This window comes from Desulfonauticus sp. (assembly GCF_055126295.1).
This window is the reverse complement of record NZ_JBSRHE010000001.1, coordinates 96,935-121,395: the sequence shown is the minus strand read 5'-3', so window position 1 is coordinate 121,395 and position 24,461 is coordinate 96,935. Positions and strand designations below refer to the sequence as shown.

The 24,461-nt window shown below is 38.1% G+C and carries 28 protein-coding genes; 18 read left to right on the top strand and 10 right to left on the bottom strand.

Annotated features, from left to right (window positions below; all coding sequences use genetic code 11):
• The first annotated feature begins 16 nt into the window (after window positions 1-16).
• The 12 genes from ACTCIM_RS00595 (at window position 17) to tgt (ending at window position 12,590) form a co-directional block, all read left to right on the top strand.
• Window positions 17-1,885 carry a methyl-accepting chemotaxis protein gene (locus ACTCIM_RS00595; RefSeq protein WP_472313264.1) on the top strand — a complete coding sequence of 623 codons (1,869 nt, stop codon included), beginning with the start codon at window positions 17-19 and terminating at the stop codon, window positions 1,883-1,885.
• Between the two features lie 26 nt (window positions 1,886-1,911).
• Window positions 1,912-2,367 (top strand): chemotaxis protein CheW, encoded by a 456-nt coding sequence (locus ACTCIM_RS00590; protein ID WP_029966246.1) that lies wholly within the window; start codon window positions 1,912-1,914, stop codon window positions 2,365-2,367.
• The gene (locus ACTCIM_RS00585) at window positions 2,367-3,476 is read left to right on the top strand and encodes a response regulator (RefSeq protein ID WP_464279691.1); all 1,110 of its coding nucleotides are present in this window, start codon (window positions 2,367-2,369) and stop codon (window positions 3,474-3,476) included. The genes ACTCIM_RS00590 and ACTCIM_RS00585 overlap by 1 nt, the downstream gene beginning before the upstream one ends.
• Window positions 3,477-3,480: 4 nt before the next feature.
• Complete coding sequence (locus tag ACTCIM_RS00580) at window positions 3,481-3,897, top strand: ATP-binding protein (protein ID WP_472313262.1); 417 nt, start codon at window positions 3,481-3,483, stop codon at window positions 3,895-3,897.
• Between the two features lie 24 nt (window positions 3,898-3,921).
• Window positions 3,922-5,019: a protein-glutamate methylesterase/protein-glutamine glutaminase gene (locus ACTCIM_RS00575; RefSeq protein WP_029966252.1), complete on the top strand. Its 1,098-nt coding sequence runs from the start codon at window positions 3,922-3,924 to the stop codon at window positions 5,017-5,019.
• Window positions 5,016-5,258 carry a hypothetical protein gene (locus ACTCIM_RS00570; RefSeq protein ID WP_472313260.1) on the top strand — a complete coding sequence of 81 codons (243 nt, stop codon included), beginning with the start codon at window positions 5,016-5,018 and terminating at the stop codon, window positions 5,256-5,258. The genes ACTCIM_RS00575 and ACTCIM_RS00570 overlap by 4 nt, the downstream gene beginning before the upstream one ends.
• Before the next feature lie 13 nt (window positions 5,259-5,271).
• On the top strand, window positions 5,272-5,868 hold the full coding sequence (locus ACTCIM_RS00565) for a CheR family methyltransferase (protein ID WP_472313378.1): 597 nt from the start codon (window positions 5,272-5,274) through the stop codon (window positions 5,866-5,868).
• Window positions 5,869-5,973: 105 nt separating this feature from the next.
• Window positions 5,974-9,651: a pyruvate carboxylase gene (locus tag ACTCIM_RS00560; RefSeq protein WP_464279694.1), complete on the top strand. Its 3,678-nt coding sequence runs from the start codon at window positions 5,974-5,976 to the stop codon at window positions 9,649-9,651.
• Window positions 9,652-9,675: 24 nt separating this feature from the next.
• Complete coding sequence (locus tag ACTCIM_RS00555; protein WP_472313257.1) at window positions 9,676-10,491, top strand: DsbA family protein; 816 nt, start codon at window positions 9,676-9,678, stop codon at window positions 10,489-10,491.
• Window positions 10,492-10,499: 8 nt separating this feature from the next.
• Window positions 10,500-10,733, top strand: a complete 234-nt coding sequence (locus tag ACTCIM_RS00550; RefSeq protein WP_035260454.1) for an amphi-Trp domain-containing protein — start codon at window positions 10,500-10,502, stop codon at window positions 10,731-10,733.
• Between the two features lie 3 nt (window positions 10,734-10,736).
• Complete coding sequence (gene nth, locus ACTCIM_RS00545; RefSeq protein WP_472313255.1) at window positions 10,737-11,369, top strand: endonuclease III; 633 nt, start codon at window positions 10,737-10,739, stop codon at window positions 11,367-11,369.
• Between the two features lie 96 nt (window positions 11,370-11,465).
• Entirely contained in the window at window positions 11,466-12,590 is a 1,125-nt protein-coding gene (gene tgt, locus ACTCIM_RS00540; protein WP_472313252.1) for a tRNA guanosine(34) transglycosylase Tgt, read from the top strand.
• On the opposite strand, the gene ACTCIM_RS00535 is transcribed toward tgt, so the two are convergent.
• From ACTCIM_RS00535 to ACTCIM_RS00490, 10 genes are all read right to left on the bottom strand, one after another.
• Window positions 12,587-12,802: a hypothetical protein gene (locus tag ACTCIM_RS00535; protein ID WP_464279699.1), complete on the bottom strand. Its 216-nt coding sequence runs from the start codon at window positions 12,800-12,802 to the stop codon at window positions 12,587-12,589. The genes tgt and ACTCIM_RS00535 overlap by 4 nt on opposite strands.
• A gap of 15 nt (window positions 12,803-12,817) precedes the next feature.
• On the bottom strand, window positions 12,818-15,874 hold the full coding sequence (locus ACTCIM_RS00530; protein WP_472313251.1) for a beta propeller repeat protein: 3,057 nt from the start codon (window positions 15,872-15,874) through the stop codon (window positions 12,818-12,820).
• On the bottom strand, window positions 15,871-16,362 hold the full coding sequence (locus ACTCIM_RS00525) for a prepilin-type N-terminal cleavage/methylation domain-containing protein (RefSeq protein ID WP_472313250.1): 492 nt from the start codon (window positions 16,360-16,362) through the stop codon (window positions 15,871-15,873). Before ACTCIM_RS00525 ends, ACTCIM_RS00530 begins: the two co-directional genes overlap by 4 nt.
• Window positions 16,359-16,787 carry a PilW family protein gene (locus ACTCIM_RS00520; protein ID WP_472313249.1) on the bottom strand — a complete coding sequence of 143 codons (429 nt, stop codon included), beginning with the start codon at window positions 16,785-16,787 and terminating at the stop codon, window positions 16,359-16,361. Before ACTCIM_RS00520 ends, ACTCIM_RS00525 begins: the two co-directional genes overlap by 4 nt.
• Window positions 16,756-17,205: a type II secretion system protein gene (locus ACTCIM_RS00515; protein ID WP_464279704.1), complete on the bottom strand. Its 450-nt coding sequence runs from the start codon at window positions 17,203-17,205 to the stop codon at window positions 16,756-16,758. The genes ACTCIM_RS00520 and ACTCIM_RS00515 overlap by 32 nt, the downstream gene beginning before the upstream one ends.
• 9 nt (window positions 17,206-17,214) lie before the next feature.
• A complete protein-coding gene (locus ACTCIM_RS00510; RefSeq protein ID WP_472313248.1) occupies window positions 17,215-17,613 on the bottom strand; it encodes a type II secretion system protein in 399 nt (132 codons plus the stop codon).
• Window positions 17,614-17,767: 154 nt separating this feature from the next.
• Entirely contained in the window at window positions 17,768-18,661 is an 894-nt protein-coding gene (locus ACTCIM_RS00505; protein ID WP_472313247.1) for an amino acid ABC transporter permease, read from the bottom strand.
• A gap of 25 nt (window positions 18,662-18,686) precedes the next feature.
• Window positions 18,687-19,508, bottom strand: coding sequence for a transporter substrate-binding domain-containing protein (locus ACTCIM_RS00500; protein ID WP_472313246.1), 822 nt, complete (start codon window positions 19,506-19,508; stop codon window positions 18,687-18,689).
• Window positions 19,509-19,510: 2 nt separating this feature from the next.
• On the bottom strand, window positions 19,511-20,338 hold the full coding sequence (locus ACTCIM_RS00495; RefSeq protein WP_035260097.1) for an ABC transporter permease subunit: 828 nt from the start codon (window positions 20,336-20,338) through the stop codon (window positions 19,511-19,513).
• Between the two features lie 95 nt (window positions 20,339-20,433).
• Entirely contained in the window at window positions 20,434-20,646 is a 213-nt protein-coding gene (locus ACTCIM_RS00490; protein ID WP_472313245.1) for a twin-arginine translocase TatA/TatE family subunit, read from the bottom strand.
• A 280-nt stretch (window positions 20,647-20,926) separates the two neighbouring features.
• Between ACTCIM_RS00490 and ACTCIM_RS00485 the strand changes: the two genes are divergently transcribed.
• The 6 genes from ACTCIM_RS00485 (at window position 20,927) to dnaB (ending at window position 24,435) form a co-directional block, all read left to right on the top strand.
• Complete coding sequence (locus ACTCIM_RS00485; protein ID WP_472313243.1) at window positions 20,927-21,160, top strand: AbrB/MazE/SpoVT family DNA-binding domain-containing protein; 234 nt, start codon at window positions 20,927-20,929, stop codon at window positions 21,158-21,160.
• On the top strand, window positions 21,157-21,552 hold the full coding sequence (locus ACTCIM_RS00480) for a PIN domain-containing protein (RefSeq protein ID WP_464279711.1): 396 nt from the start codon (window positions 21,157-21,159) through the stop codon (window positions 21,550-21,552). Before ACTCIM_RS00485 ends, ACTCIM_RS00480 begins: the two co-directional genes overlap by 4 nt.
• 428 nt (window positions 21,553-21,980) lie before the next feature.
• The gene (gene rpsF, locus ACTCIM_RS00475; RefSeq protein WP_035260106.1) at window positions 21,981-22,304 is read left to right on the top strand and encodes a 30S ribosomal protein S6; all 324 of its coding nucleotides are present in this window, start codon (window positions 21,981-21,983) and stop codon (window positions 22,302-22,304) included.
• Window positions 22,297-22,569 (top strand): 30S ribosomal protein S18, encoded by a 273-nt coding sequence (rpsR, locus tag ACTCIM_RS00470; RefSeq protein ID WP_464279712.1) that lies wholly within the window; start codon window positions 22,297-22,299, stop codon window positions 22,567-22,569. Before rpsF ends, rpsR begins: the two co-directional genes overlap by 8 nt.
• An 11-nt stretch (window positions 22,570-22,580) precedes the next feature.
• Window positions 22,581-23,051: a 50S ribosomal protein L9 gene (gene rplI, locus ACTCIM_RS00465; protein WP_035260109.1), complete on the top strand. Its 471-nt coding sequence runs from the start codon at window positions 22,581-22,583 to the stop codon at window positions 23,049-23,051.
• The gene (gene dnaB, locus ACTCIM_RS00460; protein WP_472313242.1) at window positions 23,020-24,435 is read left to right on the top strand and encodes a replicative DNA helicase; all 1,416 of its coding nucleotides are present in this window, start codon (window positions 23,020-23,022) and stop codon (window positions 24,433-24,435) included. Before rplI ends, dnaB begins: the two co-directional genes overlap by 32 nt.
• The last annotated feature ends 26 nt before the right edge of the window (window positions 24,436-24,461 follow it).

Here is a 24,461-nt window from a genome sequence, read left to right as displayed (position 1 = left end):
GTAAAGGGGGTGCAAGATGAAGATAGGCTATAAGGTGATGAGCCTTACTACTTTTTTGCTGGTTATGATAGTGGGAATTGTCCTGGCTGTAGTTATATACAACATGCGCTCCATTGGTACCTTTACTCAAGAAAAGGTAAATTTATTTGGTGACTCTATTGTTAAAATGGTTAATGAAAACGGAAATGACATTGAAAATAAATTTGAAGAAATTTTTTACAAAGAAAAAGAGACTTTTTTAAAAAGTGAAGTGGATTCTATTGTTTCAGGCATAAGAGCTATAGTTGCTCAGGCCAAAGAAGAGGGTAGATCCCAGACAGAAATTGAAGAATTGGTAAAGATTTTTATCAATCATGTGCGTTATGGAGAAAATAAGGACGGATATTTTTGGGTAAATGACTTAAAGGCAGTGATTGTGGTTCATCCTGTAAAACCTTCTTTGAATGGCAAAGACCTTTCTGATTTAAAGGATAAAAAGGGGACTTTTATTTTTAGGGAATTTGTTCGGGTGTGTAAGGAAAAAGGTTCAGGCTTTGTAAAATACTATTGGCCCAAGCCAGGCAAGGATGAGCCTCAACTCAAGCTTTCCTATGTCTATCTTATCCCTGAGCTAGGCTGGATTGTAGGTACGGGTGTTTATATTGATGATATTCAGGAAAAGATAACTGAAGTAGCCAAAATGGTTGTTGCCCAGGAAAAAGAGGTCCAGGAAAAAACAGCTAAAGAAAGTCAAAGCATGTATTCTAATATAAGTGATAAGATAGATAGCTTGGTTATGATAATCTCTGGAGTAGGAGTAGGAGTTGTTGTTTTGGGCTTGATTTTGGGATTTCTCTTTACTCAATTTAGCATCACCAAACCCTTGCAAAGAGCAATTGCTTTTGCCCAGGAACTTAGTTCCGGCAACTTAACCGTAAAGCTTGATTTAAAATCCAGGGATGAGATTGGTATTCTGGCTGCAGCCTTAAATGGAATGGGAGATAAGTTAAAAGAATTGTTTAGAATAGACGAGCTTAGACAGTTAGGAGATGTCCTGGCTCGGGCTTCTTCTCAAATGGATAGTATGTCTAATGAGTTTACTGCCAGGGCTGAAGGTATGGCTGGCAGGGCCAATACTGTAGCTACTGCAGCTGAAGAAATGAGTGTAAACATGAGTAATGTGGCCCAGGCTATGGAAGGAGTGCAAGAAGCTGCCAATACTGTAGCCACTGCAGCTGAAGAAATGAGTGCTACTATTTCAGAGATAGCTCAAAATTCAGAAAAGGCCAAAGAGATTACTAACCAGGCAGTGGAAAAGGGCTCTCAGACCTCAGAAAGAGTGCACCAGTTGGGTTTAGCTGCTGCTGAAATTACCAAGGTAACCGAAACCATTACAGCTATATCTTCTCAAACCAACTTGCTGGCTTTAAATGCCACCATAGAAGCTGCCAGGGCTGGAGAGGCAGGTAAAGGGTTTGCAGTAGTGGCCAATGAGATTAAAGAACTTGCTCAACAAACAGCCAAGGCCACAGAAGAGATTAAGGGGAAAATTGCAGATATTCAAAAGGCTACAGATGTAACAGTAGAGGATATTAAGTCCATAACAGAAGTTATTAATGATATAGATTCTATTATTTCTACCATAGCAGCTGCAGTAGAGGAACAATCTGTAACCACTAGAGATATTGCTCAAAATATAGGCAATATTTCTCAAAATATTGCTGAAGCTGGAGAAAATGTAAATCAAAGTTCTGAAGTTGCCCAGGATATTGCTAAGGATATTGCAGAAGTTAATGTAGAAGTTAATGAAATGGCCAATAGTAGTTCTCAACTCAAACAAAGTGCAGAGGAGCTTATTGAATTATCTAAAAAGTTAAAGCATATAACTGATAGTTTTAAGGTTTAAAGTAAATAAAAAGGGGTTTAGTTGCTATGGCAGAGATCGTAAAAAGAAGTGGCTCTTTTCAGGCATCTTGTTTTTATCTGGGAGAAGCTCTTTGTGGAATTGATATTAATCTTATTCAGGAGATTAACAAACAAATAAATTATACAGCTGTTCCTCATGCTCCAGATTATGTTCTGGGTATTATGAATTTAAGAGGAAGAATTGTTACTATTATTGATTTTGGGAAAAAACTTGGTTTGGGAAGTACAAAAGTTACAGATTCAACCAGGATTATTATTGTTAATTCACAAGAAGAACAAATTGGCTTGATGGTAGATAAGATTACAGATGTGATTACAGGTAAGTGGGAAGAAGTGTCCCCTCCACCAGCCAATATAAAAGGTATTCAGGGTAGATACTTTTTGGGAGTGTGTAAGTCCAAGGATAGGAAATTGGTAGCCTTATTAAATGTGGAGGAAGCATTGGCTGATGAGGGGAATTAATGGGCAAAAAACAGACCCCATTAATTTTGATTGCTGATGACTCTGTTTTAAATAGGGCCATATTAGCTTCTTTATTAAAAGATGCAGGTTATCATACAATAGAGGCCAACTCTGGGCTAGAAGCAAGGGAGTTGGCCCTTAAGTTAAAACCTGATCTTATTTTACTGGATATTATGATGCCAGAAGAGGATGGGTTGACTACCTGTCTAAAACTCAAAAGTCATCCTCTTACTCAAGACATTCCCATTATCTTTGTTTCTGCTCTAAATGAAAGCAGTTATGTGGTTCAGGCCTTAGAGATGGGAGGAGTGGACTATATTGTCAAACCCTTTTCCCATCCAGAAATTTTAGCTCGCATTAAGGTTCATCTGGGTCTTAAATTTGCCAGAGAACAACTAGTAGAAGCCCAAAGTGATAAGTTGAACCGGGTAAAAGAGATGCAAACTTCTCTTTTAATTTCTCCTAAGGATTTACCTCAAGCTCAATTTGACTTTGTCTATTATCCCTTGGAAGAAGCTGGAGGAGATTTTTTAGAGGTGATGGAATTGGGTGAGAAACATTTTTTGTATCTTTTAGGAGATATTAGCGGGCATGATATTAGTATTGCTTATTATCTTTCAGCTTTAAAGGCTTTATGCCAGCAAAATTTTGCCCTTTATACTTCAGTAAAAGATAGCCTGCAAATGATAAATAAGATTTGTAAGAGTATTTTTAAAGAAGATCAATATTTTACTGCTAATGTTATTTTGCTAAATAAAAATAATAATATTTTACAATTTTATAATTGTGCTCATTTTCCTATTCTGTTGTTTAGAGAGGGGGAAGTAAAGGAAATTTACGGCCAAGGCGATGTTTTAGGGGCCTTTGAAGAATTTTTTATTGAAGAAACTATTATAGAAGTTGATAGGAAGGATAGAATATTTTTATTTACTGATGGCCTGGTTCCCAATGATAAAAATTTTAGAAAGTATTTAGATAGATTGAAAAATATCATTTTAAAGCATAAAGGAGAAGATTTAAAAGGAATATGTAAAAAGATATTTAGTGATTTTTGGGGAAGAGGGGATAGATTAAAAGATGATGTTTCTTTGATGTGTATAGAAATTTAGATTAATGATTGTGAAAGTTGTAAAAAGAAATCAGTTTTTAAAGGTTATTTTTAAAGCCACTCTCAAGGCTGTAGATGCTTTATTAAAGGAAGTAAATGTTTTTTTACATAAATATAAAATAGTTGGTTCTAAATTTGGACTGGATCTTTGCTTGCGAGAAGCCCTGAATAATGCTATTGTCCATGGTGCCGGAGAGGATGAAGAAGAGTTAATTTTATTCTGGCTGAAAAAGGAAAAAAATAGGCTCTGTTTTTTTGTGCGTGACCCTGGAAGCGGATTTAATTATCTCAGATATGGCCAAAAACCCAACGAACTAACGCCTAGTGGTTGGGGGTTATTTTTGCTGGCCAATTATACTTCAGGGTATAAATTTTTCCCGCCAGGAAATAAGTTGCTTTTTTGGTTTGATTTAGAAGAGTAGAGTAAGAGGTCAAAAGGAGGAAGGATGGCTTTAAGGGTTTTGGTAGTGGATGATACTATTGTTTATCGCAAAATTCTCACAGATGTGCTTGGAAATATCCCGGATGTAGAAGTTGTAGGTACTGCCAACAATGGTAAGATTGCTTTAACCAGAATTGAGAGTTTAAAGCCGGATTTGGTTACCTTGGATGTGGAAATGCCCATTATGGATGGGTTGAGCACTTTGGAGGAAATAAAAAAACGCAACCTGGATATTGGAGTAATCATGGTCAGTACCCTGACCAAAAGGGGAAGCCAGGTTACCATGCGAGCTCTGGAACTAGGTGCTTTTGACTTTATCACTAAACCTGAACATGAAAAGCAGGAAGATAACTTCCAGGAATTGACCAGAACTTTAACTCCTAAAATCAAGGCCTATTTAAGAAGGATAGAGATTAAAAAAGCCTTAAAAAAAGGAGATAAAACTTCTGTTTCTGGTCAGTTGGATGCTTTTGAGTCCAAAGATAAAATCTATCGCAAACCAGAGGTTATTAGAAGAATAGAAAAATCTCAAATAGTAGCCATAGGAGTTTCTACAGGCGGACCCAATGCCCTGGCCACCATGCTTCCCATGCTTCCTGGGAATTTGGGGGTACCTGTTGTTTTGGTACAGCATATGCCTCCGGTCTTTACCAAGTCTTTGGCTGAAAGCCTGGATGCCAAGTGTAAGCTTAAAGTCAAAGAGGCAGAAGAGGGAGAAGTTATAGAGCCCAATGTGGTGTATATTGCCCCTGGGGGTAAGCAGATGAAGATTGTAAAAGGAGCAGGGGAAAATAGGGTGATAAAAATCACAGATGACCCTCCAGAAAACAACTGTAAACCTTCAGTGGACTATCTTTTTCGTTCTGTAGCCAAAGAGTATAAGTCCAAAGCTACAGGAGTGATTATGACTGGTATGGGCAATGACGGCACCTTGGGTTTAAAGGTAATGAAGTCTTTTGGGGCAGTTACCATTGCCCAGGATGCTGAGACTTGCGTGGTCTATGGGATGCCCAAGATTGCTATTGAGGCAGGAGTAGTGGATATCATTGCTCCTCTGGATAAAATCGCTGAAGAAATCGTAAAAACCGTTCGTTTTGTATGAAAATAAAACCAGACGAATTTAAGATTTTAACCCAGTATATTTACAATATATCGGGTATTCACTTAGATGCTTCCAAGACCTATCTTTTGGAGACCAGGTTAAAACCTCTTCTGGAACAGGAGAAGGTTGGTTCCTATGCTGATCTTTATCGTAAAGCCAAAGCTGATGCGACCAAAAGAATAGAAAAGGCCATTATTGATGCCATAACTACCAAGGAAACTCTTTTTTTTTCGGGATAAAGGCCCTTTTGACCTGCTTAAATTTAAAATTTTACCTGACTTAATTGACCGTCGGTCTAAAACTACTTCCAAGTTTTTGCCCCTAAAGATAAAAATCTGGAGTGCAGCTTGCTCTACTGGTCAGGAAGTCTATAGTATTGCCATAGCCTTAAAAGAAACTATTCCTGACCTGGATAAATACAATATTACCATTTTGGGTACAGATATTTCAGATGAAGCCATAGCCAAGGCAAGTTATGGTAAATATAATAAATTTGAAATTGAGAGAGGTCTTCCTGCAGATAAGCTCAGGCGTTATTTTGACCCTACTCCAGATGGCAACTGGCGGGTAAAAGACGAAATCAGATTTATGGCCAATTTTAGAAAAATAAATTTAATGCAACCTTTTTCGGTGTTGGGCAAATTTGATATTATTTTTTGTAGAAATGTAGCCATTTATTTTACTCCTCAAGATAAGAAAAAGCTTTTTGAAAGATTGGCTCAGGTGCTCCAGCCAGATGGTTATTTAATTATTGGCGCAACTGAGTCTCTGGCAGGAGTTACAGACCTTTTTGTTCCCAAGCGATATTTGCGAGCAATTTTTTATCAATTAAAAAGTTTTACAGGTTAAACAGGAAAAGGATTTGTTTGACTTCTTTAAAGCTTTTAGAAAAAAAAGAAGTCAAAGGGTTTGTTTTATCTTTTTCAGGTAAATAGATTTTTAGGGGAGAGCTAGATGAAGAGTTTTGAAGAGGTAAAAAAAGAACTTAAGGGTAAAAAAATTTTGGTGGCCAATAGAGGTATTCCAGCCAGAAGAATTGTGCGTTCCATCTATGAGTTGGAAGCTATACCTGTGATGACAGTTACGGATATAGATAAAACTGCTCCTTTTACCTCTGGGGCTGTGGATTTACTTCTTTTGGGGAGCGATCCCAGAGCATATCTGGATATGGACCTTATTATTAGCAAGGCTAAAGCCAAAGGTATAGTAGCCATTCATCCTGGTTGGGGGTTTGCCTCGGAAAATGATTTATTCCCTCAAAAATGTGCAGAAGCTGGGATAGTTTTTATCGGTCCAGAACAAGAAGCCATGCGCCTTTTGGGGAATAAAGTGGAAGTGCGTAAGCTGGCCAAAAAACTGGGCATACCAGTAGTTGCCGGGTCAGAAGAAGCTGTAAGTTTAGAAGAAGCCAAAGTTTTAGCCAGGGAAATTGGTTACCCGGTAATGCTCAAGGCTGAAGGCGGTGGTGGAGGTAGAGGAATCTATGAGGTTTATAGGGAAAGTGAACTGGAAAGTGCTTATATCAAGGCTTCTACCCAGGCTCAGGCAGCCTTTGGCAATCCCAGGCTCTATGTGGAAAAGTTTTTGCCTTCAGTAAGGCATATAGAGATTCAAGTAGTAGCAGATAAATATGGCAATGTATTTGCCTTTGATGAAAGGGATTGTACTGTTCAGCGCAACCATCAAAAACTCATTGAAATTACTCCTTCTCCCTGGTCCAAAATGACTGAGGAGTTGAGGAAAAAACTAAAAGAATATGCTGTTAAACTTATTAAAGAAGTGGGATATTATTCTTTGGCTACAGTGGAGTTTTTAGTTGATGCAGAGGGTATTCCTTATCTTATAGAAGTAAATACAAGACTACAGGTAGAGCATGGAATTACCGAGTGTCGCTACGGAATAGATCTGGTAGAAGAGCAAATTGCCATTGCTTTTGGTTCTAAACTTCGTTTTAACGAAGAAAATACTATCCCTACCAACTGGGCCATGCAGGCTAGAATAAACTTAGAAGATCCACAAAATAATTTTACTCCCAATTCTGGAGTTATTACTCGCTATATTTCTTCAGGTGGTCAGGGTATTAGGGTGGATTCCTGTGTAGGTGGAGGATATAACTTTCCCTCTCAATATGATTCTGCTGCTTCTTTGCTTATAGTTTATGGTAAAAGCTGGCCCAAGATTTTAAAAACCATGGATAGGGCTTTGCGAGAATATGTGATTGGAGGAGTAAAGAGTACTATTCCTTTTCATCGCAAAATTATCAATCATCCTGATTTTCAAACTGGAGACTTTGATACCAATTTTATTGCTACTCATCCTGAGGTAATGGTTTATAGAGATACTGAACCAGAAAGTGTTCGGCTTTCTCATCTGGTGGCAGAGATTTCAGCCAAAGGATATAACCCTTACCTGGAACTGGGTGAGTATAGAGGGCGTTTTGACAAACGGATAGGCAGGTTTAATCCCATTTTACCTGAAATTGATCCCAAGTCTTATACTTATCCTTATCCCCGGGGAGATAGAAAGGCCATTTTGGATATGGTCAGGGATAGTGACTATGTGCATTTTATGGACACTACTCCCAGGGATATAACTCAATCCAATAGTGGCAATAGATTTAGATTGGCTGAAGATAGGCTTATTGGCCCTTACCTGGATAATTGTGGTTTCTTTTCCATAGAAAATGGCGGAGGTGCTCATTATCATGTGGCCATGTTGGCCAATATGACCTATCCTTTTACAGAAGCTAAAGAATGGAATCAGTTTGCTCCTAAAACCCTAAAACAAATTTTAGTACGCTCTACCAATCTCCTGGGTTATAAACCCCAGCCTAAAAATTTAATGCGCCTTACTGGTGAAATGATTTGTGAACATTATGATGTGGTGCGCTGTTTTGACTTCTTAAACCACATAGAAAATATGTATCCTCTGGCTGAAGTGGTTTTAAATTCTTCCAGCAATATTTTTGAACCAGCCATTTCTCTTTCTTATGCTAAAGGATTTGATGTGGCCCACTATCTGGGAGTTGTGGAAGAAATTTTAGAAATGGTGAAAAAGGTTGCTGGAGTTTCTTTAAAACAAGCCCAAAAGCTCATTATTTTAGGCCTTAAGGATATGGCTGGAGTTTGTCCGCCTAAGTTTATGCGTGAGCTGGTAACAGCGATTAAAAAGGCATATCCAGACCTGATTATTCACTACCATAGACACTATACTGATGGCCTTTTTGTGCCTGCTGTAGCTGAAGCTGCTAAAGCAGGAGCTAAAATAGTAGATACAGCTATTGGGGCTGCAGTGCGCTGGTATGGTCAGGGAGAAGTGCTTTCTACTGCTGCTTACTTAGAAGAGCTTGGTTTAAAGACCAATTTAAATAAAGAAATGATTAGAAAGTGTAATTTTGTCTTAAAACAGATTATGCCCTATTATGACCGTTATACTGCTCCTTACTTTCAGGGAATTGATTATGATGTGGTAGAGCATGGCATGCCTGGCGGAGCTACCTCTTCTTCTCAAGAAGGAGCCATGAAACAAGGCTATATTCACCTGCTTCCCTATATGTTGCGTTTCTTGGCTGGAATCCGCAAAGTTGTGCGTTATCACGATGTAACTCCAGGTTCACAGATTACCTGGAACACAGCCTTTTTAGCTGTTACTGGGGCTTACAAGAGAGGAGGAGAAAAAGAGGTCAGAAGGCTTCTGGAAGTACTGGAAAAGGTGGTAACTCTTCCTGAGGATAAGCTGGATGAACAGACCAAAAAAGATAGGCTTTTGATTTATAGAGATAGTAATGATGCCTTTCGCAATTTACTTCTGGGTAAATTTGGAAAATTGCCCCTGGGCTTTCCACCGGATTGGGTTTACGAAAGTGCCTTTGGAGATAAGTATCTGGAAGCTTTGCAACAAAGGACAGAAAAATCACCCCTAGAAGATTTGGTGGACATTGACATTGAAGCAGAGCGTCGCAAACTGGCTACTCTTATTGAAAGGGAACCTACAGAGGAAGAATTGGTCAATTACTTAAATCATCCAGGAGATGCCCTGAAAACCATCAATCTAAGGACTCAGTTTGGAGATTCCAATAATTTGCCCCTGGATGTGTGGTTTGAAGGCCTGGAACCAGAGCAGGAGCTTAATTTTACTGATTCTAGAGGAAAACCTCATACTCTGGTGATTTTAGATATTTCTCAGCCTGACCAAAATGGTAATAGTGTGGTGCGATATAGTCTGGATTCAGAATTTTTTACTTATCAGGTAAAGGTGGCTGAAGGGACCAGGAGTGAGAAGGGTGAAGTGGAAATGGCTGATCCGAAAAATCCCTATCAAGTGGCTGCGCCCTGCAATGGTGATTTGTGGGTGATGCATGTAAAGCCAGGAGATAGGGTAAAAGAAGGAGAAGAACTTTTTAACATTTCTGTGATGAAACAGGAAAAGGCAGTTCTATCTCCTGTAAGTGGAGTGGTAAAAAGGGTCTTAAAGTTTGCCAATTATCAGGAAGATAAGAAAATGGTCCCTGTAAAAGAAGGGGAACTTATTGTAGAATTAATGCCAGTAGGTAAGTCCTGTCCTACCTGTAGAGAGGAAGTGGCTCTGGAAGAGGCCAGATTTTGTCCCAATTGTGGACAAAAACTAAGTTAAATTTACTTTTGAAGAGAAAGTTAGATGAAAAAAACACTGCTTATTTTAGGAATGTTTCTGTTGCTTTTAGGTCAGACAGTTTATGCCCAGGATGTATTAAAGGATTTTAAAGATAACCTGGCCCTTAATTTAGCCAGAAAAAATATAAAGAAAGAGCAAATTAAAGTAGAAAAGATTAGCGATGTTAAGGAAATTAAAGGATTTATCCTGGTCAGGGCAGAGATAACTCTACCCAACAAAAAACTTAGCCAATTTTTCCTTACCAATGGAGAAGTGGTGGCGCAAAACTTTATTCAACTGGCTACAGGCACAAATATTTTGAATAAATACATGACTCTTTATTTTAAAGATAATTTTGATTTTAAAAAACTTACGCATTTAAAGGGAAGTGGAAAAGAAAAAAATTATTTAGTAGAAATATCTGATTTTCAGTGTCCTTTTTGCAAAAAAGCCAATGCTTTTCTGGAATCTAAACTTACTAAAGCCAAAGATTTAGATGTTTATTTTTTAAATTATCCTTTGGAAACTCATAAAAAGTCTTTTTTATTGGCAAAGATTTTTGAAGCAGGTTTGCAGCTAGACAAAGACTTTTCTTCAGAGATTTTTAGTAAGGACTGGAGTAAGAAAAAAGATGAGGAGATAGTAAATTATTTTGCTAAATTAAGTGGAAAAGAAGATAAGTTTAAAAAACTGGTAAATTCTAAAGAGATTAAGAACAAAATTTTAGAACAAAAGGAACTGGCAGATAAATTTGGTTTTACAGCCACACCTACTTTTATTTACAATGGTAATATTATTAGGGGGCTGGACTTAAACAGGCTGAATGCCATTTTTAAATGAGGTGTTTTATGAGTAAGAACAAGATTTTTAAGTTTGAGCAAAGAGTAAACAAAAGGGAGCTGGCTTCTTTTTTGCGGGATTTTGCTGATAATTTAGAAAAGGGGAACTTGTTGTTAAAAAGTGAAGAGGAAGAGGTGATTCTGGAACTGCCTGAAATGGTTAAGCTAGAAATAGAAGTCAGTCAAAAGGAAAAGGAAAAGGGCATTAGAAAGACCCTGGAACTGGAAGTTAAGTGGTATTAAGGAATGAATCCAAAAGAGTTAGCCCTGACTATTTTAAAACGCCTGGAAAAGCTATACCCTCTAAAAACTGCTTTAAACTGGCAAAATCCCTATGAGCTTTTGGTAGCTACCATTTTATCTGCCCAGTGTACTGATGAAAGGGTCAACAAGGTAACCCCTTTGTTTTTTAAAAAGTGGCCAGATGCGGAAACATTGGCTCAGGCCTCTTTAACCGAGGTGGAGGAAGTTATTCGTTCCACAGGTTTTTATCGCAATAAGGCCAAAAATCTCGTTAATACTGCTAAAATTTTAAGTTCCAAACATGGTGGAAAAGTCCCTTCCACTATGGAAGAACTGTTGGAACTTCCTGGTGTGGCTAGAAAAACTGCCAATATCATTCTTAGCAATTGCTTTGGAGTCAATGCAGGCATTGCTGTAGATACCCATGTAAAAAGGTTGAGTTTTAGGCTGGGACTTAGTAGGGAGAAAAGCCCTGACAAGATTGAAAAGGACTTAATGGCTATTTTCCCTCGCCAAGAGTGGGGAAAGGTAAACCATTTGCTGGTTTACCTGGGCAGAGAGATTTGTAAGGCCAGGAAACCAGATTGTCAGAAGTGTCCCTTAGCAGATATTTGTCCCAAGCTTGGAATTAATTAAATTTATTTAAAAAAGTGTTTTCCTATCCCCTTTATTTTAAAAGGGGATATTTTTTTGTAAAAAAGAGTTTGAATTTTTATTTCAAGGGTAAAGTTAATGCACAAAGAAAAGTTAGCAATTGGAGAGTTTAAACTAGAAAAACAAGAAGGCCAGGCTAGAGCAGGGCTTTTGCAGACAGCCCATGGCCTTATTAAAACTCCTGTTTTTATGCCAGTAGGTACGCAGGCCAGTGTGAAAAGTTTGAGCCCTGAGGATTTAAAGGAAGCAGGTGCGCAGATTATTCTGGGCAATACCTATCACCTTTATTTAAGGCCTGGAGATGAATTAATTAGAGATTTGGGTGGGTTACATGAGTTTATGAACTGGCCCTATCCCATTTTAACTGACTCGGGTGGATTTCAGGTGTTTAGTTTGGCCAAGTTGCGTAAAATAACGCAAGAAGGAGTGGAATTTTCTTCTCACCTGGATGGTTCCAAGCATTTTTTCTCTCCAGAAAAGGCCATTGAAATTCAAAAAAATCTGGGCTCAGACATCATGATGGTCCTGGATGAATGCGTGCCCTATGGAGCTGATTATGACTATACCAGGGCTTCAGTGGGACTTACTACTTATTGGGCCAGAAGGTGTAGGGAATATTATCCTGAAGGAAAGCAACTACTTTTTGGCATAGTGCAGGGAGGTTTTTTTAAAGATTTACGAGTGGAAAGTGCCAGGCAGATTACAGCCATACCCTTTTCTGGCTATGCCATTGGGGGCCTTAGTGTGGGAGAAAGCAAGGAAGAGATGCTAAAATTTATGTATTTTACAGCTCCTTTGCTTCCAGAGCATAAGCCTCGTTATCTTATGGGAGTAGGCAAGCCCTTGGATATTGTGGAAGGAATAAGGGCAGGTATTGACATGTTTGATTGTGTTTTGCCCACCAGAAATGCCCGTAATGGAACCCTTTATACCTCCCAGGGCAAAATTAACATTAAAAGAGAAGAGTATAAAAGGGATTTAAGACCTTTAGATAGCAATTGTTCCTGCTATGCTTGCAAAAACTTTTCCAGAGCTTATTTAAGGCATCTTTATGTTTCTAGAGAACTTTTAAGCTATCGTTTAAATACCATTCACAATGTACATTACTTTGTAAATTTAGCTAAAAAAGCCAGAGAATCTATTTTAAGAGGAGAATTTGCTAGCTTCTATGGACAGATAAAAGAATTGTACTTAGATGATTAGCGTTGTTGTATTTTGATGGTTTTACCTTCTTTGGTTTTTACTTCTATTTCTCTTTTCTTTTCTTTTTTGACTTCTAGCATGGTTTTATTTTCTTCTTTTAAACTTTCTTTTTGTATTTTTTCTTTTTTGTCTGGAAGGTAAACTAAAGAAAACCCCTGAGCACAAAGGCTAAAAAGAAAAATAAGGGTCAAAAAAAAGGTTTTGTTTTTCATGGCTAAGGCCTCTTATTAATATAAAGTTCCAAAGGCTGCATCCTGGTCTATACCTGCCTCACTTTTGCCCAGAGAAAGGGCAAATTCACTAAAGCTAACAAAGGTATTGCTATCTATACTCTGTATATCTCCAAAAGCATGCAGTCCTATTTCTGGTCTGGAATGGGCATTTTGTCCTGTGTCATTATAAAATTTATCTCCTTCTGGAGAGGTAAATTGAGTTAGACGGATGGTAGCTTCATCTTCCAGCAAAGTTGCCTCACTTACTTCTGGATTTAAAATCCAATAGTGAATGGCAGAAGTAGCTGGTTGAGGATTTGCAGCCACAGACACATCTCTAATTAGGGTAAAAAAATCTGAGGATTCTTGCCAGGCACTTAAATCCCAGAGAGGCCAGGTAATGGGCACAGGTGATGTTGTCTTAGAATAAGTTGGATTATAGGCTTTTCTGTTGGTATTGTCGTACAGATTGTCTGCAATGTGGCTTTCTCTGGGATTGGTGGAAGCATCACCATAAAAGATTTTTACCTCATTTACCTTTTGACCATTTATTTTCTTTTCTTCTATTCTTAAGAATAGGGAAGTTAAATCTTCCAGCCGTCCACTATATTGCCAGCTGTCTCCTAAAATTTTAACATCCTCAGTTAAATCTTTATAGGCAATCCAGGTCCTTTTTATCTGTCCTTGTTTTACCTCTTGTTTCCAGAGAACCAGAAGTAACTTATTGGCTACTTCTTTATCGGTTTTATAAAAGGGCTTTATAGAATTGGGGATATAGTCATTGGTGCATTCTTCACTACTGGGTCGGTAAAACATAAAAGACACACCATAACCTTCATATTTGTCTTTGTATTCCAGGTTTTCTGCCCACCTGAAGTTTATGCCAGTAGCTGCATATTTTAGTTTATAACCCCAACCTATTTTGACCTGAGCTGTATAGGTGAGAAGTTTGTTGTTATTTTGCCAGAAATTGGATAATTCCTGCAACTTTTTTAAGGGTAAAATGAAGTATTTATAGGGATTTTCCACATAACCCAAGAAGAGAATAGTCCCTTTATCTCCTACTGCATAAATACCCACCTTTTCATCTGACCAGACTTCATTTAGATTTTCCTTGGTGATGTTGTTTAAATCTAAGCTTGTCCAGGAAGAATCTTCTACTTTATAAATTAAAGTGCCTTTATCTCCCACACTATAGACTAGATTACCACAATTTTGTCCCCAGATGCCGTTTAGGTTATTACTGGTAGGAGAGTTTTGGGGGTTCCAACTATTTTCCTCTCCCTGCTTGTTATTGTGATATATATTTCCTTTACTTCCAACTACATATATATCATTTAAATTACTTCCCCAGATACTATTAAAAGAGCTTATTTTTTTATAAGTTTTAAAATATGCTTCCTGATCTGGCTTTTCTCGAAAAATAAAGGCCTTACCCTGGGTAGTTTGCCCGCAAATAAAAATGGAAGTATTTCCATTACTTTCTATTTCCCAGCTTTTTCTAAAATGTCTATCTTCCCAACTAGTTATATCATAGGGTCGCCATTGAATTCCATTTGAGAAATATATACGCTCATAATACCAGCTATTCCAGGGCCAACCTGCCCAGGTTTTTCTGTACCAATTTCCTGCCTCTCTATACCACTTAAAGGGACTGGTGCCGTAATCTCCATAAGTGGTAATGTGATTCCAGCTAGTACCCCACACTGCATAAAGGTCAGAGACACTAAAGGTTCTACCATCTTTCATTAAAACTTTTTCCCAGTTATTTCCTTCCCACTTCAGGATTGTTCCTTCATCTCCTACAGCGATGATTTTTTCTTCTCCCTTACTGCCAAACCCATAGATATCTCTTAAATTTTTCTCTACAGGAGAGGTCATCTTATTCCAGGAACTGCCATCATAGTGCAAAATAATTCCCCCATCTCCTACTACATAAACATTGTCAAAGCTATTTCCCCAGATAGCCCTTAAATTGGCCTGAGTACCAGACTCCATAAGTACAGGGTTTAAGTCTAAAACTAAAGGCAGGTCGTGAAAATTAGCCATTCTATTTTTAAAATATCCATGATTGGTTCCTATTTTGGAGTTAGTATCTACATATTGGTTGGCATGATTATTTCCTGTATCCCAGTTGTTAAGGTTTTCAAAGGTATCTTGTCCGCCTGGTTCATTACTTAGAGGTACAGCTTCTTCTCCACCTCCTGGGATTTTTAGTTCATCAGTAATGGGAATGTAGTAAGCTACTTTTCTACTTACCTTTAAAGGACTTTGCCCCACTATTCCTTCAGATTCAATAATAGCACTGGTTTTAAGTAGTACTTCAGTATCTTCATCAATAGAAATATTAAAATTAGTCCCATCTTCTTTTCTTAGTTCAGTTAAAACAATAGAGCCCTCTTCCTTGAAGTGGTAAAAATAGTTTTCTCCATTTATTTCAATATATCCATTGCGTAGGGGTAGTATGGAAAAAAGAGTATCATTACCTGCCAGGACTAAAGAGGAGCCAGTAGTTAAAGTTTGCGAGTATTTGGGGTAAAAGACAAAGTAGGCATGAGCATTGGCACTTACTGTAATGGGTTGGTTTAAAGTGACTTTTACTTGAGAACTATCAATTTTTGTCCCCTGGGTATAGCTATAGGTTTCAGAGTTTATTTTTAGATTGCCTTCTGCTGGGAAGTTTAAGTGAGTGGGCAGAGTGCCAGGAGCTTTTAAGATTATGGTGGTAGCTTCATTGTAGTCTGAAGAAACTCGCAAAAAATAAGGATAGATGTGCAAAGTAAAACTGGAGCCATCCTGAAATTGAAAGCTAGATTTGTCCAGCTCCTCCAGGCGATTAAATTTACTTACGATGTCTTCTTCATTTAAAAATTCACTGGCGGCATAACGATAGCCTGCTTCTGCCAGATAAGTAGTCCTTTCTCCTAAGGTGGATAGAGGCTGGCTAAAAAGAGAAGTGGAAGAAAGTACATATAAGCCAGCTGCAAAAAGCAGGGCTATTAAAAGGACAATGGTTATAAAAAGAAGCACAGATCCTTGTTCTGATTTTAAACTTTTTTGCTTTTTTCTCATTTTTTCCTTGGTCCATTATAGGTATCGTTAAACCAGGGGTTAAGCCCAAAGTTAATGCTTATTGGTGGAGAGGTATTGACGGTTAAAGAAATAAGTATGTTGCTTAACTCTTCTATCGAATCAGAAAGTTGCCAGCTATTTCCATCTACCTTTTCCAGCTGGAGCTTAAACGCACTTACTTTATCTAAAAGGGTATAGCCATTTATCTTTAATTCATCTCCTACCAGATTTAAGGTATAATCTTGATTATCTCTTTTATAGGTAATGGACTGGCTGGTATATTTACTTACACTGTGGAGTTCTTTTAATTCTCTGGATATTCTCGAAAGAGCCACGCTTATTTTGAGATTGTATTCGCTATATTGCTTGCTGGCAAGATAGCTATTTATTGCTTCCATCAGGCCAAAGGGAGAAAAAAGGGTAATTATACCCACAATAATAAGCACCAAAACCAGTTCTAAAAGAGTAAAGCCCTGTTTTTTGTTCATCTGGTAAACAAGTTAAAAATGGTTATTTTATCATTACTTAAACTAACTTTTAAAAACCTTTTTTTATTTTGCGTATCAGAAGTTTCTTTATGTTCAGCATTAAAGTCAATAAATTCTGTTTGTACTTTCAGGTTGGAGTCAATGGCCTTTACTCTGGCAGGAATTTCCTGGGCAAAGCTCTCTAAGTCGGTTAAGGCGTTTTCCTGGATAAGCCAGCGGTAATAACCATTTATTTCTTCCATTGCCTGTACCAACCTGGAATTTTTTTGTAAGAAAAGTAATGGCTCGACGCTATTCAAAGGATGAGTACGGGTCAGGGTGTAAATGGTGGCTACTAAAATACCTCCTACTACCAGGGTAATTATGAGTTCTAAAAGGGAGAATCCCTGCTTTTTAGGGAATAAAACCTGTTTCTCTGGTAACATAGAGAGTTTGTCCCTGCCCTAAGTTTAGGTTTCCCTCTAAAGGAGTACTGAGTAAAAGGTCTTGAAAGGGCCTTCCCCAGTTGTCATATACTATTTGTAAGTTTTGTTGCAAAAAGGAAACTTCTACTTCCTTATTGTTTTCGCCAGGCAGCAGTAATTGGTCCTCAGGGTCTATTTTTTGATTGGCATTAAAGTCACAAAAAAAGAAGTATTTTTTATTTTCAAACCTTATCCCGCAAAGATAGTCTGAGTTGAGACTTTTTAATTGAGCGTAGCGCAGGTGGTTTTTTATTTCTTCCAGGGTAACCTCTTGTTCTGGAGAAAAGGTTACCCTGGAAAGGACTATGCCCATTAAAACACCCATTATAACCAAAACAGCCAGAATCTCTAGCAAACTAAAGCCAGCTTTAGAGGCCATAAAAGTTGGTTAGGAGTTTGGATTGGTAAAGTTGCCGGTGATATTTTCCCCATCTGGAGTTGTTACAGTAATAGTTATAACATTGCTTGATCTTCCACCACTACATGCAGCTGTATATCCATCATAACCATCTAAAGATACTAAATCATCACAAGTATTGTCAGCTGGTAATGCATTCCAGCTTGCATTTGTATCTCCATTGTTTTTCAATAACTCTTCTGCATATTTCATGCTTAAGGCGGATTGGATAGAGGCGATTAAACCACTTGCAGCTTTTTTTCTGGCTTCTTCTTGTAGGCTTACAAACTTGGGTACAGCCACTGCAGCCAGGATTCCCAGGATTACCAGTACAGCAATGATTTCAATGAGGGTAAAACCCTTTTGCCTGTTGTTTTGATTTTGAGACATTATAAAACCTCCTAGATTAAAATTTTCTAAAAAACTTCTAGCAAATTTTATTCCAGATGACAAGATGAATAAAAGGAGTGTTAATCTTTAGGTTCTGGCAGAAAACTTTGAACTTTTTACCAGGGTTTTCTACAAAAAATTGAGATTAAAAAGTCTATTCTACAAAAAATGAAGACTGGTTTTGCCTTAGTTCTAGCTTGCCTAGTATCCAGGAAAGGGAATAGGTGAGCAAAAAGTAGAGCAGGGTAATGGTAATCCAGATTTCAAAGGTCTTGTAGGTGGAGCTCATAAGTTCCATGCCCTGAAAGGTAAGTTCCTGAATGGAAATAACTGAGACTATGGAAGAGTCCTTGATTATGGAGATAAATTGACCAGCTAAAGGAGGCAAGATTTTGGAAAAGGCCTGGGGAAAAATGACCATTCTTAATTGCTGGCTATAGGAAAAGCCCAGACTGGCTGCAGCTTCCCACTGTCCTTTGGGGATGGAATTTAAACCACCTTTGACTATCTCGGCAATATAAGCGTCTTCGTAAATGGACATGGCTAAAAGGGCAGATAAAAAAGAGGTGATTTGTTCTGGGGGTACGAACAGAAAGTTAAGTATTTTTTGGGTGCTGGGAGAAAGCTTTAAGATGGTGTTTTCCAGGGAAAAGAGAGGAAAAATCTGGTCTCCAATAAAAAAGTAAAAAATAAACAGCACCACTAAGGGCGGAAGGTTGCGAATACTTTGGACATAAAAAGTAGAGAGGCTTTTTTTTAAAAAACTGGGGCTTATGCGCATAAGCCCCAGCACGCTTCCCATAAGAGTTGCCAGCAAAGTGGTAAACAGGCTTAACTTAATGGTGGTAAAAAAGCCCTGTAAGAGGTAGTTGCTCTGGATTTTGCCTGTAGCAGGGTCAATAAAGAATAAGTAATGAAAAATGAACTGCCAATCCCAGTTGTAGTTGAGGTTGTTTTTTACCTTTAAAAAAACATATACCCCTAAAAGGCCAAGTCCTGTAAGCAGGAAGAGGTCTAAAAGGGTAAATTTTATTTTTTTCTTTAGCATCTCTTAAGGTTGAGATAACTTTAAACTACTTTAAAAGGTGTTCCCAGTTTTTGGTTTCAAACCAGTAGTGGTGTTTTTCTCGGAGCCAGCCTTCTGCTTCCACCACCCTAATCCAGCTATTTAAATAGTTTAAAAAGTCAGGGTCTCCTTTACGAATGGCAAAGCCAATGGGTTCTTTAGTAAAAGTGCCAGAGATGGGCAAAAACAACTGCTCTGGATATTCCAGGGCCTTAAAGGCAGGCAGGGGAGCAGAGGCTACTACTGCGTGCACTCTTCCATTTAAAAGTTCTTGAATGGCCTGGGCTTCGTCGTCAAAAAGCTTTAATTGGGCTCGGGGAAAATACTTTTCTGCTGCCTTGGCTGCAGTAGTGCCCAATCTGGCTGCAATAAGTACTTCTGATTTATTAAAGTCTTCTAGCCGGGAAAAGCCTTGGGCCAGCTTTTTGTTGGCCACCAGAGACATACCTGAATAATCATAGGGAATAGAAAAGTTTACCTTCAGGTTGCGGTCAGGCCTTATGCTCATCCCTCCAATAATAATGTCAAACTTACCTGTAAGTAAGGCCGGGATAATGCCTGACCATTTGGTAGGCACAAACTGTACCTTTACTCCCATGTCCCTGGCCAGGCGCTTGGCCACATCTATTTCAAAGCCAATTAATTGACCCTCTTTGTCTTTCATGGCCCAGGGCACAAAGGTGGACATACCCACTTTAAGCACGCCTCTTTTTAAAATGGTTTCCAGAGTACTTTCTTCCACCAGCTTTTCCCTTACTTCCTTGGCCCAGGTAAGAGAGGAAAAAAGCAAAAACATACTTAAAAAGAGAACTAAAATTTTCTTAAACATCTTTACCTCCTGTCTAAGCTAAGTTTAAATTTAGTTTGTTTTTTTTCCAGGATGTGCACTACAAAAACAATAGCCAGGGCCAAAGTTAAATATATCCCGGCTATAGTAAACCAGACTTCAAAGGTCAAAAAGGTGTTGGAAACAACTACCTGCCCCTGCATGGTTAAATCATAAAGGGCAATCACGCTTACCAAGGAAGAATCCTTTAAAAGGGAAACTATTTGACTGGTAAGAGGTGGGATTAGAAGCAAAAGACTTTGGGGAAAAATAACATAAAGATAGGCTTGCCTGGTATTGAGCCCGGTGCTTAAGGCGGCTTCCCATTGTTCTTTGGGGACAGACAAAATGGCAGCCCTAATAATTTCTGAGGCATAAGCTCCTTCAAAAAGGCTTAAAGAAAGCACTGCTACTGTAAAGGCTGAAAGTTCAAAAATAGGAGCCAGGACAAAGTAATTAAAAAGTATTTGAATAAGTAAAGGAGTATTGCGAATACTCTCCAGGTACACTTTGGCAATAAAATTGGCTGTAAAGGAGGAAGAAAGGCGTAAAAAAGCAGTACAAAAACCAAAGAAAAGGGTAAAAATAAGACTGAGCAAGGTAATCTTTAAAGTAACTACCAGCCCCTTTAGAAAAGGGCCGGGAATAAAATCGCCAGCTTCAAAAGTTCCAAAGAACTGAGGAATTCTATACCACTGCCAGTGATAAGTGAGATTGTTTAAACTAAAGTAAGCTAATAAAAAGAATAAACCTAAAAATAAAAAGAGTTTGACCAGCTCTATAGGTTTTAAAAATAGATTTCCTTTGTTTTTATGATTAAATTTTAAAACCATGTGTTTTAGGTTAATAGAAAAGTCAGGAAAAAGTAAAGAAAAGGGTTTCTCTAAAATAGATAGAGAAACCCTAATTGGTCAATAAGAGGGATATATTATTTACTACTTTCTTTTTCTTTGCTTTCACTAGAGCTTACTTTTTCTTTTTCTGGAGAAACTTCAATTTCATCTGGCTCAGAAGTGGCCTTTTTAAAGTTTTTGATAGCCTTACCCATACCCGCGCCTATTTCAGGTAGTTTATTCGCTCCAAAGATAATGAGCACGATGACCAAAATAATAATAAGTTCTGGGATGCCTATACCAAACATATTTTCCTCCTTGGATTGTAAGCCATTTAGAACTGGATGTATACACCTAGCCCAAGACCTGGTCAAGCAAAGGATTTTAATTGCTTGCTTCATTTTTAACTAGTTGTCCTGGTTGGCAAGTGTTTAAGCTATTTTTAGTATTTTTTTTGCCCTATTTTTTTAAAGAACGGTAAGGTAATAAGAAAGGTGATAGAGGTTTTCAGGATGAATTATGCTAATATTGACTCTTTGCTAAGTAAAGTTTATGTTTTTAAGTAAAGCATAGTAATGGAGGCTTGGTATGAACATAGAAGTAATTGGTAAAATAAGTAGTAAAGGTCAAGTAACAATTCCTAAAAAAATAAGGGACTTACTTGGCACTGATATTATAAAGTTTAAAGTTGAAGATAATGTAATCAAGATTGAACCTATCGAGGATGTGGCGGGGTCACTTTCTAAATATGCTAAAAAGGGGGTATCTTTTGAACAGGAAAGGCAAATTTCCTGGGAAAAAAGAGGAGAAAAGTATATATGAGCAAAGTTGTTTTTCTTGATACCAATGTTATTTTAAGGTATTTACTAAAAGATAAACCTGAACAATTCCATAAGCTTAAAGAAACTTTTTCGTTATTAAAAACAGGAAAGGTTAGTGGATACATTTTGTCAGAAGTTTTGCTGGAAGCTTACTATGTATTGGTTAATTTTTACAAGGTACCCAAAAAAGAAGCATTGATTAGCTTAAAGAAATTATTACTGTATAAGGGGTTTATTGGTAAAGAAAAGGAAATATTGTTAAATGCAATTGATTATGTTTTAAATAATTCTGGGGTAAGCTTGCTTGATTGGGTTTTGTGCTTGAAGTCTAAGCAAAAGAAGGGAATAATTTTGACATTTGATAGAAAACTGGAAAGAGATTGTGAAAAATAAAGTTTAAAGAAAACAAAAGATGTTATCTTCTTTGTGGTAAGTTTTATTTTTAAGAAGGTACTGACAAGTTATCTCTAAATTTTTGTAATTAAGTAGTTAAAAGAAAAAATAGAAGAAAAGTAAAATACACCAAAGAGGTGATTGGCGATGAAGAATATAAATTTAAAGCCAGGTAAATGCTTGGAGGTATCAGAGCTAAAAGATAGGCATTTTTCCATTAACTAAAAAATTTCAAAAATAGGTCAAGAGGATACTAATGATAGGAAAGTTAGCTACCTTCACTCAAAAAAATCTTTTTTGTCTTTTAAGGAAAAATTAAGGGAAAAGGAGTTGCTTGACAGAGCAAAATTTTCTTTCTAAGTAGTTTTGTTTCCTTGCTTCACCTGTTTTTAGAGCAGGCAGGGGCCAAAAGTCCAAAAGGAGGTTGTATGTTGAGAAAGTATGAGACTTTGATTTTGCTCAGTCCAGAGCTTTCTGCAGAAGAAAAGCAGGGGTTGGTGGACAAAATCGCTGAAATCATCAAAAGAGATGGTGGAGAATTGGCTTTGGTAGATGATTGGGGGATGAGAGAGCTTGCTTATCCTGTAAAAAAGCAAACCAGAGGATATTATGTACGTTTGGAATATGGTCTTCCCCCTCAACATGTTGCAGAGCTGGAAAGGAACTTGCGTTTAATGGAAGATGTTTTCAGGTTTGTAACTGTTAAATTGGAGGATGTTTTTGAGGCCAAGAAGGAGGAAGTAAATGAGTAATAATAGAGTGCGTAAATTTATCCCCCGTAAGAAATACTGCCGTTTTTGTGCAGATGAGACTTTGGTCCTGGATTATAAGCGTCCTGATATTTTGCAACAATTTGTAACTGAAAGAGGCAAGATTATTGGCCGCAGAATTACTGGTACCTGCGCCAAACACCAAAGAGCTTTAACCAGAGCAATTAAAAGAGCTAGGCAGATGGCTTTGATGTATTACACTACTGTTCACAGCACTGAAGTGAAAAAGAAGACCATGAGTATTTAAGGAGAGGAACCATGCAAGTTGTACTTCGTGCAGATATAGAAAATTTGGGACGTTTGGGAGATGTAGTAGAGGTAAAGCCTGGGTATGCCAGGAATTATCTTCTTCCCAAGGGTTTGGCCATGCTGGCCACAGAAAAGAACTTGAAGCTTTTTGAAAGAGAAAAGAAAAAATTGCAGGAAAAAATGGATGCTATCCGTTTTGCTGCTCAGGAATTAAAGGAAAAATTGGAAGAGCTGGAAGTGGTATTGGAAGTAAGAGTGGGTGAAGGAGACAAACTTTACGGTGCTGTTACTGCTGCCAATATTGCGGATAAGGTTCAAGAGTTGGGTTATGAAATTGACAAGCGCAAGATAGTTATTCCTGAGCCTATTCGAGCTTTGGGTGAGTACGAACTGGAAGTAAAATTACATCCAGATGTGCGCGCTACCTTAAAGGTAAAAGTTATTAAGCATGGAAGCGAAGAAGCCCAGGAACAGGGCTAAAAGTAAAAAAAAGGGGGGAGATCTTGCTTCCCCCCAGGAAGTATTAGGAAGAGTCCCCCCCCACAGTTTAGAAGCGGAAAAAGCAGTCCTGGGGGGGGTTTTTTTATCTGCCAGTCTTTTTTTTTCCATTGTAGATTTACTGGTCCCGGAAGATTTTTATTATCCCCAGCATAAACTTATCTTTTCCACTTTTTTGGAACTGCATCGTCAAAATAAGCCCATAGATTTGCTTACTGTTACCAGCGAACTGGAAAAACAGAATAAATTGGAAGAAGTGGGTGGGCCTCTTTATCTGGCCAGTTTGCCCGAAGCAGTGGCTACCAGTGCCAATGCCTTATATTATGCGGAAATTGTAAAGGAAAAGTCCACCAGAAGAAGGCTTATTGAAACAGGTACAGAGCTTATCACAGATGGGTTTGAGGAAAGCAGGGATATTAAAGAAATTGTAGATGATTCAGAGCGAAAAATTTTTAGTCTGGCTGAAAGCTCCATAAAACCTGTTTTTGTTTCCAGTAAGGAGTTAAGCTCCAAGGTTTTTGAAGAACTTCAACAGCGAATTGAAAGAAAAGAAATAGTTACAGGCGTTCCCACTGGTTATTATAAACTGGATGAGCTGACAGCAGGGTTTCAGCCCACAGACCTGATTATTATTGCTGGTAGGCCCAGTATGGGGAAAACTGCCTTTGCCTTAAATGTGGCCATGCGAGCTGCAGTCCAGACCGAAACTCCTGTGGCCATATTTTCCCTGGAAATGTCCAAAGAACAATTGATGATGAGAATGCTTTGTTCTTGGGGAAAGGTGGACTTGAAAAATTTACGCACTGGTTTTGTCAGTGATGAGGATTTTATTAAACTTACAGATGCTGCTTCGGCCTTATCCCAGGCCCCTATTTTTATAGACGATACTCCAGCCCTTAGTACCATTGAAATTAGGGCTAGAAGTAGAAGGCTAAAGGCTGAACAGGGCTTAGGCCTGGTGATAGTGGACTACTTGCAACTGATGAAGGCCAGTAGGACCATTGATTCCAGAGAGCAGGAAATTTCAGAGATTTCCAGGTCTTTAAAGGCCCTGGCCAAGGAATTGGAAGTGCCAGTGGTAGCTTTATCCCAGCTTAACCGCAAGGTGGAAGAGCGTACAGACAAAAGGCCTAAACTGTCGGATTTGCGAGAATCTGGAGCTATAGAGCAGGATGCAGACCTGATTATCTTTTTGTATAGAGATGAGGTTTACAACAAAAAAGAAGACAATCCTAAAAAAGGCATTGCTGAGATTATTATTGGCAAGCAGAGAAACGGTCCCATTGGCGTGGTAGAGCTGGCCTATTTGGGGCGTTATACTGCTTTTGAAAACCTATCAGATATCCCAGCACCTTCTGAAGGTTAAAAGAACTTTTTCATTTTCCAAATAGA

What these genes read in the sequence shown, in the direction of transcription:
- ACTCIM_RS00595 (WP_472313264.1), top strand. Translation starts at nt 17, where the DNA reads ATGAAGATAGGCTATAAGGTGATGAGCCTTACTACTTTTTTGCTGGTT.
- ACTCIM_RS00590 (WP_029966246.1), top strand. Translation starts at nt 1,912, where the DNA reads ATGGCAGAGATCGTAAAAAGAAGTGGCTCTTTTCAGGCATCTTGTTTT.
- ACTCIM_RS00585 (WP_464279691.1), top strand. Translation starts at nt 2,367, where the DNA reads ATGGGCAAAAAACAGACCCCATTAATTTTGATTGCTGATGACTCTGTT.
- ACTCIM_RS00580 (WP_472313262.1), top strand. Translation starts at nt 3,481, where the DNA reads ATGATTGTGAAAGTTGTAAAAAGAAATCAGTTTTTAAAGGTTATTTTT.
- ACTCIM_RS00575 (WP_029966252.1), top strand. Translation starts at nt 3,922, where the DNA reads ATGGCTTTAAGGGTTTTGGTAGTGGATGATACTATTGTTTATCGCAAA.
- ACTCIM_RS00570 (WP_472313260.1), top strand. Translation starts at nt 5,016, where the DNA reads ATGAAAATAAAACCAGACGAATTTAAGATTTTAACCCAGTATATTTAC.
- ACTCIM_RS00560 (WP_464279694.1), top strand. Translation starts at nt 5,974, where the DNA reads ATGAAGAGTTTTGAAGAGGTAAAAAAAGAACTTAAGGGTAAAAAAATT.
- ACTCIM_RS00555 (WP_472313257.1), top strand. Translation starts at nt 9,676, where the DNA reads ATGAAAAAAACACTGCTTATTTTAGGAATGTTTCTGTTGCTTTTAGGT.
- ACTCIM_RS00550 (WP_035260454.1), top strand. Translation starts at nt 10,500, where the DNA reads ATGAGTAAGAACAAGATTTTTAAGTTTGAGCAAAGAGTAAACAAAAGG.
- nth (WP_472313255.1), top strand. Translation starts at nt 10,737, where the DNA reads ATGAATCCAAAAGAGTTAGCCCTGACTATTTTAAAACGCCTGGAAAAG.
- tgt (WP_472313252.1), top strand. Translation starts at nt 11,466, where the DNA reads ATGCACAAAGAAAAGTTAGCAATTGGAGAGTTTAAACTAGAAAAACAA.
- ACTCIM_RS00535 (WP_464279699.1), bottom strand. Translation starts at nt 12,802, where the DNA reads ATGAAAAACAAAACCTTTTTTTTGACCCTTATTTTTCTTTTTAGCCTT.
- ACTCIM_RS00530 (WP_472313251.1), bottom strand. Translation starts at nt 15,874, where the DNA reads ATGAGAAAAAAGCAAAAAAGTTTAAAATCAGAACAAGGATCTGTGCTT.
- ACTCIM_RS00525 (WP_472313250.1), bottom strand. Translation starts at nt 16,362, where the DNA reads ATGAACAAAAAACAGGGCTTTACTCTTTTAGAACTGGTTTTGGTGCTT.
- ACTCIM_RS00520 (WP_472313249.1), bottom strand. Translation starts at nt 16,787, where the DNA reads ATGTTACCAGAGAAACAGGTTTTATTCCCTAAAAAGCAGGGATTCTCC.
- ACTCIM_RS00515 (WP_464279704.1), bottom strand. Translation starts at nt 17,205, where the DNA reads ATGGCCTCTAAAGCTGGCTTTAGTTTGCTAGAGATTCTGGCTGTTTTG.
- ACTCIM_RS00510 (WP_472313248.1), bottom strand. Translation starts at nt 17,613, where the DNA reads ATGTCTCAAAATCAAAACAACAGGCAAAAGGGTTTTACCCTCATTGAA.
- ACTCIM_RS00505 (WP_472313247.1), bottom strand. Translation starts at nt 18,661, where the DNA reads ATGCTAAAGAAAAAAATAAAATTTACCCTTTTAGACCTCTTCCTGCTT.
- ACTCIM_RS00500 (WP_472313246.1), bottom strand. Translation starts at nt 19,508, where the DNA reads ATGTTTAAGAAAATTTTAGTTCTCTTTTTAAGTATGTTTTTGCTTTTT.
- ACTCIM_RS00495 (WP_035260097.1), bottom strand. Translation starts at nt 20,338, where the DNA reads ATGGTTTTAAAATTTAATCATAAAAACAAAGGAAATCTATTTTTAAAA.
- ACTCIM_RS00490 (WP_472313245.1), bottom strand. Translation starts at nt 20,646, where the DNA reads ATGTTTGGTATAGGCATCCCAGAACTTATTATTATTTTGGTCATCGTG.
- ACTCIM_RS00485 (WP_472313243.1), top strand. Translation starts at nt 20,927, where the DNA reads ATGAACATAGAAGTAATTGGTAAAATAAGTAGTAAAGGTCAAGTAACA.
- ACTCIM_RS00480 (WP_464279711.1), top strand. Translation starts at nt 21,157, where the DNA reads ATGAGCAAAGTTGTTTTTCTTGATACCAATGTTATTTTAAGGTATTTA.
- rpsF (WP_035260106.1), top strand. Translation starts at nt 21,981, where the DNA reads ATGTTGAGAAAGTATGAGACTTTGATTTTGCTCAGTCCAGAGCTTTCT.
- rpsR (WP_464279712.1), top strand. Translation starts at nt 22,297, where the DNA reads ATGAGTAATAATAGAGTGCGTAAATTTATCCCCCGTAAGAAATACTGC.
- rplI (WP_035260109.1), top strand. Translation starts at nt 22,581, where the DNA reads ATGCAAGTTGTACTTCGTGCAGATATAGAAAATTTGGGACGTTTGGGA.
- dnaB (WP_472313242.1), top strand. Translation starts at nt 23,020, where the DNA reads ATGGAAGCGAAGAAGCCCAGGAACAGGGCTAAAAGTAAAAAAAAGGGG.